16 protein-coding genes are annotated in these 16,107 nt (G+C 69.0%); 5 read left to right on the top strand and 11 right to left on the bottom strand.

Translation table 11 applies throughout. The features are described 5' to 3' along the window. Window positions 1–120: 120 nt before the first annotated feature. Window positions 121–1,416, bottom strand: coding sequence for an MFS transporter (locus tag RZ1_RS11225; RefSeq protein ID WP_072811854.1), 1,296 nt, complete (start codon window positions 1,414–1,416; stop codon window positions 121–123). Then, window positions 1,413–2,069 (bottom strand): GntR family transcriptional regulator, encoded by a 657-nt coding sequence (locus RZ1_RS11230; protein WP_072811856.1) that lies wholly within the window; start codon window positions 2,067–2,069, stop codon window positions 1,413–1,415. Before RZ1_RS11230 ends, RZ1_RS11225 begins: the two co-directional genes overlap by 4 nt. Window positions 2,070–2,156: 87 nt before the next feature. On the opposite strand from RZ1_RS11230, the gene RZ1_RS11235 reads away from it, so the two are divergent. The 5 genes from RZ1_RS11235 (at window position 2,157) to RZ1_RS11255 (ending at window position 7,526) form a co-directional block, all read left to right on the top strand. Then, window positions 2,157–2,936 (top strand): class I SAM-dependent methyltransferase, encoded by a 780-nt coding sequence (locus RZ1_RS11235; protein WP_072811858.1) that lies wholly within the window; start codon window positions 2,157–2,159, stop codon window positions 2,934–2,936. 49 nt (window positions 2,937–2,985) lie between these two features. Beyond that, window positions 2,986–3,870 carry an ROK family protein gene (locus RZ1_RS11240; RefSeq protein WP_072811860.1) on the top strand — a complete coding sequence of 295 codons (885 nt, stop codon included), beginning with the start codon at window positions 2,986–2,988 and terminating at the stop codon, window positions 3,868–3,870. A gap of 55 nt (window positions 3,871–3,925) precedes the next feature. Further along, a complete protein-coding gene (locus RZ1_RS11245; RefSeq protein ID WP_072811862.1) occupies window positions 3,926–4,822 on the top strand; it encodes a dienelactone hydrolase family protein in 897 nt (298 codons plus the stop codon). Window positions 4,823–4,918: 96 nt separating this feature from the next. Next, the gene (locus RZ1_RS11250; protein ID WP_072811864.1) at window positions 4,919–6,046 is read left to right on the top strand and encodes a phosphotransferase family protein; all 1,128 of its coding nucleotides are present in this window, start codon (window positions 4,919–4,921) and stop codon (window positions 6,044–6,046) included. Window positions 6,047–6,077: 31 nt separating this feature from the next. Beyond that, a complete protein-coding gene (locus tag RZ1_RS11255; RefSeq protein ID WP_072811866.1) occupies window positions 6,078–7,526 on the top strand; it encodes an aldehyde dehydrogenase in 1,449 nt (482 codons plus the stop codon). Window positions 7,527–7,582: 56 nt separating this feature from the next. Here the strand turns inward: RZ1_RS11255 and katG are convergent, their stop codons facing one another. From katG to RZ1_RS11300, 9 genes are all read right to left on the bottom strand, one after another. Next, complete coding sequence (katG, locus tag RZ1_RS11260) at window positions 7,583–9,763, bottom strand: catalase/peroxidase HPI (protein WP_174565192.1); 2,181 nt, start codon at window positions 9,761–9,763, stop codon at window positions 7,583–7,585. A gap of 63 nt (window positions 9,764–9,826) precedes the next feature. Then, on the bottom strand, window positions 9,827–10,270 hold the full coding sequence (locus RZ1_RS11265) for a Fur family transcriptional regulator (protein WP_072811870.1): 444 nt from the start codon (window positions 10,268–10,270) through the stop codon (window positions 9,827–9,829). A gap of 108 nt (window positions 10,271–10,378) precedes the next feature. Next, a complete protein-coding gene (gene epsC / locus RZ1_RS11270) occupies window positions 10,379–10,963 on the bottom strand; it encodes a serine O-acetyltransferase EpsC (RefSeq protein ID WP_072811872.1) in 585 nt (194 codons plus the stop codon). An 8-nt stretch (window positions 10,964–10,971) separates the two neighbouring features. After that, the gene (cysK, locus tag RZ1_RS11275) at window positions 10,972–11,907 is read right to left on the bottom strand and encodes a cysteine synthase A (RefSeq protein WP_072811874.1); all 936 of its coding nucleotides are present in this window, start codon (window positions 11,905–11,907) and stop codon (window positions 10,972–10,974) included. A gap of 98 nt (window positions 11,908–12,005) precedes the next feature. After that, window positions 12,006–12,992, bottom strand: a complete 987-nt coding sequence (locus RZ1_RS11280; RefSeq protein ID WP_169917911.1) for a DUF4862 family protein — start codon at window positions 12,990–12,992, stop codon at window positions 12,006–12,008. Continuing rightward, window positions 12,989–13,726, bottom strand: coding sequence for a fumarylacetoacetate hydrolase family protein (locus tag RZ1_RS11285; protein WP_218020458.1), 738 nt, complete (start codon window positions 13,724–13,726; stop codon window positions 12,989–12,991). The genes RZ1_RS11280 and RZ1_RS11285 overlap by 4 nt, the downstream gene beginning before the upstream one ends. Window positions 13,727–13,743: 17 nt before the next feature. Continuing rightward, a complete protein-coding gene (locus tag RZ1_RS11290) occupies window positions 13,744–14,493 on the bottom strand; it encodes an amino acid ABC transporter ATP-binding protein (protein ID WP_072811880.1) in 750 nt (249 codons plus the stop codon). After that, window positions 14,490–15,203, bottom strand: coding sequence for an amino acid ABC transporter permease (locus RZ1_RS11295; RefSeq protein WP_072811882.1), 714 nt, complete (start codon window positions 15,201–15,203; stop codon window positions 14,490–14,492). The genes RZ1_RS11290 and RZ1_RS11295 overlap by 4 nt, the downstream gene beginning before the upstream one ends. A 6-nt stretch (window positions 15,204–15,209) precedes the next feature. Continuing rightward, window positions 15,210–16,007 (bottom strand): transporter substrate-binding domain-containing protein, encoded by a 798-nt coding sequence (locus tag RZ1_RS11300; RefSeq protein WP_072811884.1) that lies wholly within the window; start codon window positions 16,005–16,007, stop codon window positions 15,210–15,212. Window positions 16,008–16,107: the final 100 nt, after the last annotated feature.

The raw sequence follows: 16,107 nt of genomic DNA on the forward strand, positions 1-16,107 counted from the left end.
GTTCGCCCGCGACCCGGACGAACGTGCGCTGCGACTGTATCGGGGAACACACTAACGGTGTGATCGCTTCGTATCCGGCGGGGGTTACCGCCGGGTATCGGTCGCAGCGCGCGGGGCCGATCAGCGTGCGGTCGCGGCCGGGTTCACCGGTTCGCCTTCACCGCCGCCGGGCAGGTCCGACCGGCTGTTGCCGAACACCAGGATCAGGCTCGCCGCGGCGACGGCCGCCCCCGCCAGGAACAGCACGGGATAGCCGACCCCGGGCACGGTCTGCACGACGACCGCGAGCACCGCGGGCACCGCGAAACCGAGGTAGGTCAGCGAGTAGAACACGGCGGTCAGACCCGCAAGGTCGTCGGGACCGGCGATGCGCTGGATCTCCTGCAGACCGGACACCAGGGCCAGGCCGTAGCCGCAGCCCAGGACCGCGGCCCCCGCGATCGCGAGGGGCACCGTCAGCCGGTCCGCGGCGACCGCGCCGGCCACCATGCCGGCGACCAGGACGATCAACGCGACCACGAGGGCCCGGGCACTGTGCGGGGTGTCGAGGCGCCGGCCCAGTGCCTGGATCCCGAATCCGCAGCCGAGCGCGACGACGCACAGCAGCGCCGAGAACGCGACGGGTTTCCCGCCGGAATGCTCCGTCATCAGCGCGGGCATCACCGCGTAGGCGCAGCTCGCGGCGCCGAACACCCACGGTGCGACCGGGGCGATCACCCGCCGGAAGCGCCGGTGCGCGGCGGCCGGGATCTTCAGGTCGTCGAGCAGCGGGCGGCGCTCGCCCATCGGGGTCGCGGCACGTGTCTCGGGGGCCGCGGCGACCGCGAGTCCTGCGCCGAGCGTGATCACGAGGTGCGTGGCGTAGGCGAGGCCGCTCGGCCACGGCGCCCACTGGGCGAGCACGCCGGCGACCCCGGCGCCGAGTGCGAATCCGGCGGTCAGGCTCATCGCCGCGCGGCGGGCGCCCGCACCGGCACCGGCACCGGCGTCCCACGGCTGCTGCGACAGTTCCTTGACCCAGCTGCCGCCGACGGCCATGCCCAGTCCGAGTGCGATGCCGCTGAGGATGCGCCCGGCGACGAGCAGCCCCGCGCTGTCGGCTCCGAAGGCGAGCACGATCGAGCCCGCGGCCGCGACGAACGGTGCGGGCAGCATGAGCGGGCGCCGGCCGAGCCGGTCCGACAGGGGTCCGCCGAGCAGCAGCGCGGGGACGATGCCCAGCACGTAGGCGAACAGGAAGACGTCGACGACGACGGGCGAGTAGCCGTGGTCGAGCCGGTACATGACGAGCAGCGGCGTGAACTCGTTCCCGCCCCACGCGACCGCGAACATGGCGGACGCGACCAGCACCCAGGGCGCGATCCGCCGCCGGGCGGGTGCCGCCGCTTCGGTCACGGTGTCTGCGTCGACGCTCATCGCGCATCCTCTCCGGTGGTGCGCGGCAGTCCGTGGACGCGCCGCATGTGGACGTCGTCGGCGGTGGCGAAGCCGTCGGCGTCACCCGCGTCGACGAGGTCGACGAGCCGGGTGTGGTCGTCGATGATCGAGTTCAGCTGCAGCGGGTCGCGGACCAGCGATCGCGCGGTCATGCGGCGCTGGCGTTCGCGCAGTCCGACGTAGAAGTCGACGAGCAGCGGATTTCCGGCGGCGCGCACGATCAGGCCGTGGAAGTCGGCGTCGAGCCCGCTGAACACGGCGACGTCGCCGGAGTCTGCGGCCTCGTGCTGGGCTTCGAGGTTGGCGCGCAGTGCGCGCACCAGTTCAGCGCGGCCGGGGCCGCGGGTCACGACCCGGACGGCGTCGGCTTCGAGGAGCAGCCGGGCGGCGACGACGTGTTCGGCTTCGCCGTCGGCGACCGGCACGACGAGCGCGCCGCGTTTCGGATACAGCCGCATCCACCCCTCGGTTTCGAGGCGCAGGAACGCCTCGCGGACCGGGGTGCGGCTCGTTCCCATCTCGGCGGCGATCTCGCCTTCGCTGATCAGTTCGCCGCCGGGCAGGGCGGCGGACAGGATCCGTTCCTTCACCTCGCGGTAGACCTGCTCGGCCGCTGAATGCAACTTAGACACAAGATGTATTTATACGCTCCGCGAACGAATTCGTCGCGCGCGGGGGGCGCTCCCGGCCGCGGACCGCCCCCACTAAGCTGGCCTCTCGTGTCCGACACTCGCCCGCCCCGCGTCACCGGGCGTTTCGCGCACCGCGCGACGCTGCGCCGCTCCGTCGGCCTGCTCGGAAGCTTCCGGTTCGAACAGACCGCACCCGAGGTGTTCTACGGCGGAGTCGCCCGCGACACCGTCGACCTGATCGGCGACCTCTACACCGGCCTGACCGGCCGCGACCTGACCGGCACCACCGTCGTCGACGTCGGCGGCGGCCCCGGCTACTTCGCCGACGCGTTCGACGGTGTCGGCGCCCGGTACGTGCCGATCGAGCCGGATCCGACGGAGATGCACGCGGCGGGCCTGCAGGTGGGCGGCGCGATCCGCGGGTCCGGGCTGGCGCTTCCGGTGCGTACCGGCTCGGTGGACGTGTGCTTCTCGTCGAACGTCGCCGAGCACGTCTCCCGGCCGTGGGTGATGGCCGACGAAATGCTGCGTGTCACCCGGCCGGGCGGCCTGATGATGCTGTCCTACACGCTGTGGTGGGGTCCGTTCGGCGGTCACGAGACCGGGCCGTGGCACGCGTTCGGCGGCGAGTACGCGGCCCGGCGTTACGCCCGCAAACACGGCCGCGAGCCGAAGAACCGCTACGGCGTCTCGCTGTTCGACGTGAGTTGCGCGGAGGGTCTGCGCTGGGCGCGGGCCACGTCCGACGGGGAACTGCTCGCCGCGTTCCCCCGCTACCACCCGCGCTGGGCGTGGTGGCTGGTGAAGGTCCCGGTGGTCCGCGAGTTCCTGGTCAGCAACCTCGTGCTGGTTCTGCGCCGGAACTGAGGTCGCGACGCACGGCGTCCCGGGTGGCCGCCCGCTAAGGTCAGCCGTCATGACCGCACTCGCGTTCGACGTCGGCGGTACCAAACTCGCCGCGGCCATCGTCGGTGGCGACGGACTCCCGATCGACCCGCTGAGCGTCCCGACGCCGCCCGCCGGCGTGTGGGACGCGGCGGCCGCGTTGTTGCGCCGCGCCGCGGGCGACCGGAAGATCACCACGATCGGGATAGCGAGCGCCGGCCCGATCGACACCACCGCGGGCACGGCTTCCCCCATCAACATCACCGAATGGGCGACCGGATTCGCGCTGGTCGACGCGGTTCGGACCCTGTTCCCGGACGCGCGGATCCGGCTCATCGGGGACGGCGCGGCCGCCGCGTTCGGCGAGCAACGGCACGGCGCGGGACGAGGCGTCGCGAACCTGTTGAGCGTGGTCGTCTCGACCGGCATCGGCGGCGGCCTCGTCCTCGACGGCCGGGTCGTGACGGGTCGTTCCGGCAACGCGGGACACGTCGGGCACATGACGTCGGCATACGGCGTCGACCAGTGCGCGTGCGGCGCGACCGGGTGCATCGAGACGGTTGCGAGCGGTCCGGCGGCCGTGCGCTGGGCCCGCGGCCACGGGTGGTCGGGCGTCGACGCGGTGGCGTTGTGCGCCGACGCGGCCACCGGGAGCCGGACGGCGTCCGCGGCACTCGAGCGGGCGGGCACCGCGCTGGGCCAGGTCCTCGCATCGGCGGCGGCCCTGACCGACGTCGGCCTGGTGATCGTCGGCGGTGGATTCGCCCAGGCCGGGCCCCCGCTGTGGGGGCCGATGCAGGCGGCGGCCACGCGGTACGCCCGGTTGTCGTTCCTGCGGGAACTGCGGATCGTGCCGGCCGAGCTCGGTCCGCTCGGCACACTCACCGGCGCGGGAGTGCTCGCAATCGAGCCCTGAGCGCCGCGCGGATGCGAAATACTTCTCGGAAGGTCGCAACCCGGGCGGGGGCACGATGACACCTTTCCAGCGCTACATCGCCGAGGAGATCGCCGTCGATCACGCCGACGGCCTGCTCACGCGCCGGGAGGCGCTGCGGCGGCTGGGCCTGCTCGGCATCGGGCTGGCGGCAGCGTCGTCGCTGCTCGCGGCGTGCGCGCGGGACGAGGCGCCGCCGGCGAGCACAGGACCGGACACCCCCGTGTCGCCGCCACCCGGCACCGCCGACGCGATCCCGGCCGGGGAGGTCACGTTCCCGGGTCCGGACGGCCGCACGTTGCGGGGTGCGTGGGCCGATGCCGCCGACCCTCGCGGAGGTGTTCTGGTGATCCACGAGAACAAGGGACTGAACGATCACATCCGCTCGGTCGCCGGTCGCTTCGCCGGGGCCGGCTATTCGGCGCTGGCGATCGACCTGCTCTCCGAGGAGGGCGGCACGGCGTCGTTCGCCGATCCGGCGGCGGCGACCGCAGCGCTGAGCGCCGTGCCGCCGGAACGGTTCACCGCGGACCTCGAGGCCGCGGTCGACGAGCTGTCCCGGCGGCTGCCCGGCCTGCCGCTCGAGGCGGTCGGCTTCTGTTTCGGCGGGGGTATGACCTGGCTGCTGCTCGCCTCCGGTGAGCCGCGCCTGGCCACCGCGGTCCCGTTCTACGGGCCGCTGCCCGAGGGGGCGGACTTCTCCGGTTCGCGGGCGGCGGTACTCGCGATCTATGCGGAGAAGGATCAGCGGGTCAACGCGACGCGCGATGCCGCGACCGCGGCGCTCGAGCGGGCCGGGCTCACGCACGAGGTGGTGACGTTCCCCGGCGCCGACCACGCGTTCTTCAACGACACCGGGCCGCGGTACGACCCGGCCGCCGCGGCCGAGGCCTACCGGATGGTGCTCGAGTGGTTCGGGCAGCATCCGGGCTGACCCCCGCGACTCTTGATTCCGGGACTCCCTTCCCTAAAGTTGCAACGTGTTCTAGTGTTCTAGGTCACTGGAGCGGGAGGCCGAAGGGAGGCTCGGGTGACCATCGATCCGGACGACACCGCCCATCACGCCGAGGTCGCCCGTCCCCACGATTCCCGTCGCGACCCCGAGCGGGTCCGTGCCGATCTGCAGCAGTGGCTCGCCGTCCACGTTCCGGATCCGCGCGTGGACAACGTGCACTCCCCCGCCGCGAACGGGATGTCCAGCGAAACCGTGCTGTTCGACGCGACCTGGGACGGTCGCACCCACCCGCTCGTGGCGCGCATCGCGCCGGCGGAGACCGCCGTGCCGGTGTTCCCCACCTACGACCTCGAGTCCCAGTTCCGGGTGATGCGCGCCGTCGCCGAGCACACCGACGTGCCGGTTCCGGCCGTCCTGTGGTTCGAGCCCGACGCGGGTCCGCTCGGCGCACCGTTCTTCGTGATGTCACGCGTCGACGGTGTCGTCCCGCCGGACGTGATGCCCTACAACTTCGGATCGTGGGTCACCGAGGCCGACGACGCGCAACGCGCCGCGATGCAGGACGCCGCGGTCGGCATCCTGGCGCAGATCCACGAATTGCCTCTCGATGCAGTCGATCTCGGCACTGCCGCACCCGACGTGACCGCCGCGGTGCGCGCCCACATCGGCCGGCAACGCGGCTACTACGAGTGGACCACCCGCACCGGCCCGCGCTCGCCGCTCATCGAACGCGCCTTCGCGTGGCTCGACGAACACGTACCGGCCGATCCGTCCCCGGCGGTGGTGTGCTGGGGCGACGCCCGCATCGGCAACATCCTGTTCGACGATTTCCGCCCGGTCGCCGTCCTCGACTGGGAACTCGCCACGATCGGCGCCCGCGAGATGGATCTGGCGTGGATGACGTTCCTGCACAGGTTCTTCGAGGACATCGCCGCGTCGGCGAGCCTGCCCGGGCTTCCCGGCTTCCTGCGCCGCGACGACCTCGCCGCCGCATACGCCGCCCGCACCGGGCACACCCCGCAGCACCTGGACTTCTACACCTGCTATGCCGCGGTGCAGCACGCAATCATCATGCTGCGCATCCAGACTCGCGCCGTGCACTTCGGGCAGGCCGAACAACCCGACGACCCCGACTCCATGATCCTGCACCGCGCGACCCTCGAGGCAATGCTCGACGGCACCTACTGGCAGGCACTGGCGTGACTTCGCTCAACAAATTACGAGGAAGAGGGAAATGACCGACTACGACAAGCTCTTCATCGGCGGCCGGTGGGTCGCACCGTCGACGGACGAAAAACTCGAGGTGTTCTCCCCTGCGACGGAGGAACGCGTCGGCTCGGTCCCCGTCGCCGGGCCGAGGGACATCGATGCCGCGATCGCCGCTGCACGCACCGCATTCGACGAGGGGCCGTGGCCCCGCACCGCGCCCGCCGAGCGTGCGCAGGTGATCGCGAAGGCCGCCAAGCTGATCGAGGAACGCTCCGCGGAGATCGTCGCGAAGCTCACCGACGAGATGGGCCAGCCCCCGGCGTCGGTGCAGATGATGCAGATGACCTCGGCACTCGGCACCCTGAACTACTACGCGAGCGCCGCCGACTCCTTCCCGTGGGTCGACGAACGCTCCGGCTCGTTCGGCCGCACCCGCGTCACCCGCGAGGGTGTCGGCGTGGTCGCCGCGGTCGTCGCCTGGAACGTGCCACTGTTCCTGGCGGCGAACAAGCTGGGTCCGGCCCTGCTCGCCGGCTGCTCGGTCGTGCTCAAGCCGGCGCCCGAGGCACCGCTGACGATCAACATGGTCGCCGAGATCTTCGCCGAAGCCGGACTGCCCGAGGGCGTGCTGTCGATCGTGCAGGGCGGCGCCGAGACCGGTGAGTACCTGGTCTCGCACCCCGATGTCGACAAGGTCACCTTCACCGGGTCGACCGCGGTCGGCAAGCACATCGGTGCGATCGCCGCGCAGAACCTCAAGCGCTGCTCGCTCGAACTCGGCGGCAAGTCCGCCGCGATCGTGCTCGAGGACGCCGATCTGGATTCGACGATCGCCATGCTCGTGATGTCCGGCCTGATGAACACCGGGCAGGCGTGCGTCGGTCAGACCCGCATCCTGGCGCCGCGCTCGCGCTACGACGAGGTCGTCGAGAAGATCGTCGCGACCGCCGCGTTCTTCCCCGTCGGCCTGCCCGACGATCCGGCCGCGCAGCTGGGCCCGCTGATCTCGGCGAAGCAGCGCGACCGCGTCGAGGGCTACATCGAGCAGGGGAAGAAGGAAGGCGCCCGTCTGGTGCTCGGCGGTGGCCGCCCGGCCGGCATCGAGACCGGCTACTACGTGGAGCCGACCGTGTTCGCGGATGTCGACAACTCGATGACGATCGCCCGCGAGGAGATCTTCGGACCGGTGCTGTGCGTGCTCCCGTACGACTCGGTCGACGAGGCGATCAAGATCGCCAACGACTCGGACTACGGCCTCGCCGGTTCGGTGTACACCACCGACGTCGAGAAGGGTCTCGAGGTCGCCACGCAGGTCCGCACCGGCACCTACGGCATCAACTGGTACGCGTTCGATCCGGGTTCGCCGTTCGGCGGCTACAAGAATTCCGGCATCGGCCGCGAGAACGGCCCCGAGGGCATCGAGGCGTTCTGCGAGCTCAAGTCCGTGCTCTACCCGCCCGGCTACCAGGGCTGATACCCAACGAGTGGGGCACCCCGGCCGCGGCCGGGGTGCCCCACTCGTGTCCGGGCCTACTTTCGCTCCACGTCGAACCGATCCAGGTTCATCACCTTCGTCCACGCGGCGACGAAATCGTCGGCGAACTTGGCCTGCGCGTCGTCGGCGGCGTAGATCTCCGCCAGACCTCGCAGCACCGAGTTGGCGCCGAAGACGAGATCGACGGCGGTCGCCGTCCACTTCACGTCACCGGAGGCGCGGTCGCGGCCCTCGTAGACGTTCTCGGTCGATTCGGACGTCTTCCACTCCGTGCCCATGTCGAGCAGGTTCACGAAGAAGTCGTTGGTCAACGCCTCCGGCCGGTCGGTGAGCACACCGTGGGTGCTGCCGCCGTGGTTGGCGTTCAGCGCCCGCAGGCCACCGACGAGCACCGTCAGCTCCGGTGCGGTCAGCGACAGCAGGTTGGCGCGCTCGACGAACAACTTCTCCGGCTGACGCTTCTCCCCAGCCGGCAGGTAGTTGCGGAACCCGTCGGCGGGTGGCTCGAGCACCGCGAACGACTCGACGTCGGTCAGCTCCTGCGTCGCGTCCGTCCGGCCCGGCGTGAACGGCACCTCGAGGTCGAGGCCCGCATTCTGCGCCGCCTTCCGGACCGCGGCGCCGCCCGCGAGGACGATGAGGTCGGCGAGCGAGATCTTCTTGCCGCCGCTCTCGAAGTCCTGGCGGATCGACTCGAGCTTCGCGAGCACCTCGGCGAGCTGCGCGGGCTCGTTGACCTCCCAGTCCTTCTGCGGGGCGAGCCGGATGCGAGCGCCGTTCGCGCCGCCGCGCTTGTCGGTGCCGCGGAAGCTCGACGCCGAGGCCCACGCGGTCGCGACCAGCTGCGGGATCGTCAGCCCCGACTCGAGGACCTTCGTCTCGAGCGCGGCCACGTCGTCGGCACCGACCAGTTCGTGGTCGACGGCCGGGACCGGGTCCTGCCACAGCTGCGGCTCGGGGATGCGCGAACCGAGATACCGCGAGACCGGGCCCATGTCGCGGTGCAGCAGCTTGTACCAGGCCTTGGCGAATTCTTCGGACAGTTCCTCCGGATGGTCGAGCCACCGGCGCGTGATCGGCCCGTAGATCGGGTCGAACCGCAGGGACAGGTCGGTGGTGAGCATCGTCGGGGCGTGCCGCGTCGACGAATCGAACGGGTCCGGCACCAGATCGGTGGCCGCGCCGTCCTTCGGGACCCACTGCCATGCCCCGGCCGGGCTCTTGGTCTTTTCCCATTCGTAGCCGTACAGCGTCTCGAGGAAGCTGTTGTCCCACTGGGTCGGCGTCGGGGTCCAGATGCCTTCGAGACCACTGGTGATCGCGTCGCCGCCGACACCGGTGCCGTAACTGTTCTTCCAGCCCAGGCCCTGCTGCTCGAGCGGTGCGGCCTCGGGTTCCGGTCCGACGTGGTCGGCCGGGGCGGCACCGTGGGTCTTCCCGATGGTGTGGCCGCCGACGATGAGCGCCGCCGTCTCGATGTCGTTCATCGCCATGCGACCGAACGTCTCGCGGATGTCGCGGGCGGCGACAACCGGATCCGGATTGCCGTTGGGCCCTTCCGGATTCACGTAGATCAACCCCATCTGCACGGCGCCGAGCGGACCCTGGAGGTCGCGGTCGCCGGCGTAGCGCGCATCGCCGAGCCAGGAGTCCTCCGGTCCCCAGAAGACCTCCTCCGGTTCGAAGATGTCCTCGCGGCCGAACGCGAAACCGAACGTGGGAAATCCCATCGACTCGTAGGCGACATTGCCCGCGAAGATGATCAGGTCGGCCCACGAGATGCGGTTTCCGTACTTCTGCTTGATCGGCCACAGCAGCCGGCGGGCCTTGTCGAGGCTCGCGTTGTCCGGCCAGCTGTTGAGCGGCGCGAACCGCTGCGCGCCCTGACCGCCGCCGCCGCGACCGTCGGCGATGCGGTAGGTGCCCGCGGCGTGCCAGCTCATGCGGATGAACAACGGTCCGTAGTGACCGAAGTCCGCGGGCCACCAGTCCTGGGAGGTGGTCATCACCTCGACGAGGTCGCGGTGCACGGCGTCGACGTCGAGTTTCGCGAACTCGGTCGCATAGTCGTAGTCGTCGCCCAGCGGCGACGGTCTCTTCGAATTATGTTGCAGGACACTAAGATCCAACTGGTCCGGCCACCAGTCCCGGTTGGTGAGCGGACGGTGCGCCGCCGGTGTCGGCGACTCGATGACCGGATTTTCGCTTTCGGACACTTGGCCCTTCCTTCCAGGTGTGGGTGACACGGACCTTGCTCACGGCCGTGGCCGTGGAGCCGCTCACGGCTGTGGCCGTGGAGCCGACGGAGGAGAACAGCCGGGGCACAGTCCCCAGTAGACGACCTCGGCCTCGTCGACGGCGAAGCCGTGCGGCTCCGAGGCGGTCAGGCACGGGGCGGCGCCGACCGCGCAGTCGACGTCGGCGATGGCGCCGCACGAGCGGCACACGAGGTGGTGATGGTTGTCGCCGACCCGCGACTCGTAACGGGCGACGGAACCGGCCGGCTGGATCCGCCGGATGAGACCGGCATCGGTCAGGGCGTGCAGCACGTCGTAGACGGCCTGACGGGACACCTCGGGCAGCGCGGTGCGCACGACCCCGAAGATCGTGTCGGTATCGGCGTGCGGATTGCGGTGCACCGCGTCGAGCACCGCGACCCGTGGTCGGGTCACGCGCAGCGCTGCGGTACGTAGTTGCTCTACGTACTCCGGCGTAGAGGGCACGCCACCACTATGACGCACCTTTCTGGAATCAGTCGCAAAATCGGGTGATAGGAACCTTCAGCCGGTCAGACCGGATATCGATTCCCATCACCCGATGAGGGGGACCGCTCAGATGTACATCGCGGGGTCGATGTAGGTCGTCGGATCGACCAGCGGTTCGTGTTGCTTCTGCGTCCGGGACCGGACCGTCGCGGGAATGCCCGCCGCGATCGAGTCCGGCGGAACGTCGCGGGTGACAACGGCGTTCGCTCCGACAGCACTGTCGTCGCCGATCGTGATCGGGCCGAGTACCTTGGCGCCGGCGCCGATCGTGACGCGGTTGCCGATCGTGGGGTGACGCTTCGCCTTCGCCATCGACCGGCCGCCGAGGGTGACGCCGTGATAGAGCATCACGTCGTCACCGATCTCGGCGGTCTCGCCGATCACGACGCCCATCCCGTGGTCGATGAAGAACCGGCGGCCGATCGTGGCGCCGGGGTGGATCTCGATACCGGTGAGGAAGCGGGTGAACTGCGCGAGAACCCGGGCCGGACCGCGCAACGCGGGTGTGCCCCACATCCGGTGCGCGAGCCGATGCGCCCAGATCGCGTGCAGTCCCGAATAGACGATCGCGTTCTCGACGTCACTGCGCGCAGCCGGGTCGTGCCCGCGCGCGGCGGCCAGATCCTCTCGAAGGGTTCGCAGCAGAGTCACCGTCGCACTCAGTCCCGGATGTGCTCGAAGAGCGGGGTCGAGATGTAGCGCTCACCGAAGTCGGGAACGACCACGACGATCAGCTTGCCGGCGTTCTCGGGTCGCTTCGCGATCTGCAGCGCCGCCCACACGTTCGCGCCGGCGGAGATGCCGCCGAGGATGCCCTCGTCGGTGCCCAGAGCACGAGCGGTCTCGATGGCGTCGGGGAACTCGACGTCGATGATCTCGTCGTAGATACCGCGGTCGAGGACCTCGGGCACGAAGTTGGCGCCGATGCCCTGGATCTTGTGGGGACCGGGCTCGCCGCCGGTGAGGATGGGCGAATCGGCGGGCTCGACGCCGACGATCTTCACACCAGGCTTGCGGGACTTGAGGACGCGGCCGACACCGGTGAGGGTGCCGCCGGTGCCGATGCCGGCAACGAAGATGTCGACCTCACCGGCGGTGTCGTTCCAGACCTCTTCACCGGTGGTGCGCTCGTGGATCTCGGGGTTGGCGGGGTTACCGAACTGGCGCGCGAGCACCGCGTTCTCGGTGTTCGCCACGATCTCCTCGGCCTTCGCGACCGCGCCCTTCATGCCCTCGGAGCCCGGGGTGAGGACGATCTCGGCACCGTAGGCGCGGAGCATGACGCGACGCTCGGTGGACATCGTCTCCGGCATCGTCAGGATCACCTTGTAGCCGCGGGCGGCGCCGACCATGGCGAGCGCGATGCCGGTGTTGCCGCTGGTGCCCTCGACGATGGTGCCGCCGGGCTTCAGCTCACCGGACTTCTCGGCTGCGTCGATGATCGCCACCCCGATCCGGTCCTTGACGCTGTTGGCCGGGTTGTAGAACTCGAGCTTGGCCACGACCGTGGCGTCGAGACCGTCGGTCAGCCGGTTGAGCTTGACGAGGGGGGTGCGCCCCACCAACTCGGTGACATTGTTGTAGATCCCGCTCATAGCAGATCCTCCTCCCGGCCGCCGCGCGACCGGCTCTCGTGTGCGATGCACCTATTGCATCATCCGGACCGGTGGCCGGTTCACCTGGGGAGTTCGAATCACCGTGAGCAAAAGTCTTCGCAGGTCCGGGCAACCGCCGCCGCGGCGCTTTCGTCGATAACCGCGACCGATTGGGTCACCACCGCGATCCGGTCGTCGGTGTCCGAACCGGCCGGCGCGGACACCTTCACGCCGATGAACACCGGACGCGCGCCACCGATCGCCGCGAGTGCGGCGCGCACGGCGGTCGGGGTGAGCAGACTGCGGGGCTCGAGCCGATCGAACCTGCCGGTCGGGGGTGGCGCGGGCGGCGGGTGCCCATCGTCCCACGCATCCCCGGATGCGGTCGGCACCGCCGATGTACCCGAGAAGGTGACGCCGACAAGCAGCCCGCTGGTGCGAGCGAGTTCGATGTGTTCGACCGGTGTCGCGACCGACCGGCCTTCGACGGCAGATCGCCCCCAGTTGATCGAGGCACCGACCCGGCACCCGCCACCGCCGACGACGCGCCCGAGGGCGACGAGTTCGTCCCTCAGCGGCGCGAAGCCTTTCACCGCGTGACGCGGATCGGTCGGCGAGTCGCAGTGTTCGATCGCGAGGACCGCGCCGTTCCAGTCCCACGACGCCAACTCGGCGACCGAGCGGATCAGCGCGCCGGCGTCGAAGTATCCGGACCAACGACGCGGTGCCGTGTGTACCTGTACCGCGAGGACCACCTGCCGGCCTGCATCGTCGACGAGCCGCGACACGGCGTCGCGGATCGCCCGGACGCGGGACACTGCGTGCGCTCGTCCCTCGCGGTCGTGTGACGCCAGACCGAATCGAGGATCGACGACGGCCCGGTGCACGGTGTCGGGGATCGAGGTGATGACGACGCCGAACCGTCCCGGGCCGCGCCTCGTGATCCGCTCCTCGTCGAAGGGACGCAGCTCCTCGCCGAAGGGCAGTTCGATGCCGCCGCCTGCGGGGAGATCTGCGATCGCCGCCGTGTAAGCGCTGACGATCAGCGGAGGGGTTGTGGAACCGGGTATCCGAGGTCCGCTCACGCGGTTCGGTGCGGGCCGGGGCACAGCACCGGCGCGGGACACGCGACCACCGGGTTGGTGAGGATGCCTACACCCTCGATAGCCACCTCGACGACGTCTCCCGGCCGCAGCGCCAGGTCATCATCGTGTTGTTCCGCGGGTGTTCCGGTCAGGATCACGTCGCCCGGATACAGCGTCGCGAACCGCGACACGTAGAGAACGAGTTCGGCGACGTCGAGCACCATCTTCGCGGTCGTCGAGGACTGCACGAGCCTACCGCCGATACGGGTTTCGAGGGTGAGTGCACCGAGGTCGGCCACTTCGTCGAGCGTCACGAGTTCGGGCCCGATCGGGCAGAACGTATCGAGACTCTTGCCGCGGGTCGATTGGACGTCGGCATCCTGCAATCCGCGCGCGGACACGTCGTTGGCGACGGTCACCCCGGCCACGCATGCGAGGGCCTCCTCGCGGGTCCGCAGACTGCGGGCGGAGCGCCCGACAACGACGGCCAACTCCCCCTCACAGACGATCGGGCCGTCGATCTCCTCCGGAATGCAAATCGGAATTCCATCTGCAACAACACTTCCCGAGAACTTTCCGAACACGACCGGAACGGGGGTGACGGCGTTGCCGATGCTCCGATAGTTGTGCCCGATCCCGATGATGGTCTCGGGGATCCGGACACCCGGCAGGCCGGCGCAGGTCAGCGCCGGTCTGCCGGATGTGTGCATTCGGGTCAGTGAATAGCGGGCCATCGACGATCCTCCGGGATTCAGTGACTCAGGTGGGAGGCGTAGCGCTCGAGCCGAGGATGACCGAACACGACCTCCGGACGACCGTCGGCCACGATCTCCCCGTTCTCCATGAACACGATCCGGTCGGCGACCTCACGTGCGAACTTCATCTCGTGGGTCACGATCACCATCGTCATGCCGGTCCCTGCGAGCCGGGTCATGATGTCGAGAACCTCGTTCACGAGTTCGGGGTCCAGAGCAGACGTCGGTTCGTCGAACAGGATCGCCTTCGGGCTCATCATCAGCGCCCGGCAGATAGCCACGCGTTGTTGCTGCCCGCCGGACAGGTCGGACGGATAGCTGTGTGCCTTGTCCTCGAGTCCCACCATGCGCAGCTTCTCCATCGCGGCATCCACGACGTCGGACTTCTTCTTACGCTGCACGATCGTCGGGCCCTCGAGCAGGTTGCCCAGGACGGTCCGATAGGGCCACAGATTGAACTGCTGGAACACCATGCTCAATTCGCGCCGCAGCCAGGTCAGCCGGAATTGGTCTGCGAGTCCGAGTTTACCTGTTGCGGTCGGTCGGTAGATCACTTGCCGGCCGTCGATATGGATGTCGCCGCCGCTCGGCACCTCGAGCATGTTGATGCACCGCAGCAGGGTGCTCTTCCCCGCCCCGCTCGGCCCGATGATCGCGACCACTTCCCCCCTGGGGATGTGAAGATCGATGTCGGACAGCACTTCCCGCCCACCGTAGCTCTTCTTCAGCCCTGACACCGTGATCACGCGATGCCCTCCAGTTCCTTCGTGGCCGGCTTCGAGGTCGGCGTGTTACGGGCGACCTTGCGGCCGGTCTTCCTCTCGATGAGAAGCTGCAGACCCATGAGCAAGCTGGTCATCGCCAGGTACATGACGGCGACGACACCGAGGGTTTCGACGACGTTGTAGGTGGAGTTGTACGCCTTCTGCCCCTGGAGCATCAGGTCGGGAACGGTGATGACCGAGACCTGAGCGGACTCCTTGAGCATGATGATGCAGTTGTTGATGTACGGCGGCGTCATCAACCGGATGCCTTCCGGCGCGGTGACACGGAAGAACTTCTGGAGCGGGTTCATCCCGATCGATTCGGCGGCTTCGAGGTGGCCGCGCGCGACCGATTGGATTCCGGCGCGGATGATCTCGGAGAAGAACGCCGCCGAGTTCAGGCTCATCGCGATCAGCCCCGCGGTGAACGCGTCGAACGTCCAGCCGAACGGCTGGGTGTAGTAGAAGAAGAACAGTGACAACATCAGCGGCAGGCCGCGGAAGAACCACACGTACACGGCAGCGACGGCACTGAGAAGCCTGAAGCGCGACAGCCGCATCAACGCGATGAAGTAGCCGAGTGCGGTCGCGCAGACGATCGCCGCGAGAACGATGGCCAGTGTGGTGACAGCACCCTCCAGGAACACCGGGAAGTACTGCCCCACCACCGAATCTGCTGGAAACGGATTCATCGCACCCTACTCGGAGGTCTCGATGGTGAAGCCGAACCACTTCTGCTGAAGTTCGGCCAGGCTGCCGTCGGCGCGCATCTCCTCGATCACAGCGTCGATCTTCGGCTTCATCTCGGTGTCGGATTTCGGCAATCCCACCCCGGCCGGCTTGACCGCGTACACGTCGCCGACGATCTTCAGATCCTTGCCGTTGGGGGCGATCTCGATGTAGTTCTCGGCGGCGATACGTCCCGTGGCGAAGACGTCGATCCGGCCGGCTGCGACGTCGGCGAACCCTTCCGGCGCACCGGGATAGGCGCGGAGTTCGGTGAATCCGCCCACACCCTTGATGTCGGCCTCCGTTCCCGAGCCTCCGATGACACCGACGACCAGGCCGTCGAGTGCGGTCACGTCGGTCACCGTGGTGTTGCCGGCCGCCACGACCGCGACCGCGCCGTCCGCGAGGTAAGGAGTCGAGAACGTGATCGACTCCTTGCGTTCGTCGGTCATGGTGAGACCGGACATCACGGCGTCGAACTTGCCGGCGTTCAGCCCGGGCAGCAGGCCGGAGAGTTGCCCGGATACGAATTCCGGCTTCATTCCGAGTTCTTCGGCGATCCGGGTTCCGACCTCGATGTCGTATCCGTTGAGCTTGCCACCGTCGTCGAAGGTGATCGGCCGGAACGTACCGCTGGTGGCGATGAGGAAGGTGTCTTCGGAACCCTCGCCGCCGGACGAGGAATCGCTTCCGCAGCCGGCAAGGAGAAGTGCGAGTGCGGTGGCGCCGGCAACGGCGAGGCTCTTGTGCCCGGTGAGGATGCGCATGGTGACCAGCTTTCCGATCGTCGTCGTGGGAACTGATGACAGAAAGCTATGCGCGGTTCGTTACGTGTTTGGTGTCGTTCGTTTCCTCCGGGTTAATTAT

The sequence above is a fragment of the Rhodococcus zopfii NBRC 100606 = JCM 9919 genome, from assembly GCF_001895025.1.
In the GTDB taxonomy this organism is placed as follows: Bacteria; Actinomycetota; Actinomycetes; order Mycobacteriales; family Mycobacteriaceae; genus Rhodococcus; species Rhodococcus zopfii.

Coding starts and splice junctions, on each gene's coding strand:
- RZ1_RS11225 (WP_072811854.1), bottom strand. CDS start 1,416: ATGAGCGTCGACGCAGACACCGTGACCGAAGCGGCGGCACCCGCCCGG.
- RZ1_RS11240 (WP_072811860.1), top strand. CDS start 2,986: ATGACCGCACTCGCGTTCGACGTCGGCGGTACCAAACTCGCCGCGGCC.
- RZ1_RS11245 (WP_072811862.1), top strand. CDS start 3,926: ATGACACCTTTCCAGCGCTACATCGCCGAGGAGATCGCCGTCGATCAC.
- RZ1_RS11255 (WP_072811866.1), top strand. CDS start 6,078: ATGACCGACTACGACAAGCTCTTCATCGGCGGCCGGTGGGTCGCACCG.
- cysK (WP_072811874.1), bottom strand. CDS start 11,907: ATGAGCGGGATCTACAACAATGTCACCGAGTTGGTGGGGCGCACCCCC.
- RZ1_RS11285 (WP_218020458.1), bottom strand. CDS start 13,726: ATGGCCCGCTATTCACTGACCCGAATGCACACATCCGGCAGACCGGCG.
- RZ1_RS11295 (WP_072811882.1), bottom strand. CDS start 15,203: ATGAATCCGTTTCCAGCAGATTCGGTGGTGGGGCAGTACTTCCCGGTG.
- RZ1_RS11300 (WP_072811884.1), bottom strand. CDS start 16,007: ATGCGCATCCTCACCGGGCACAAGAGCCTCGCCGTTGCCGGCGCCACC.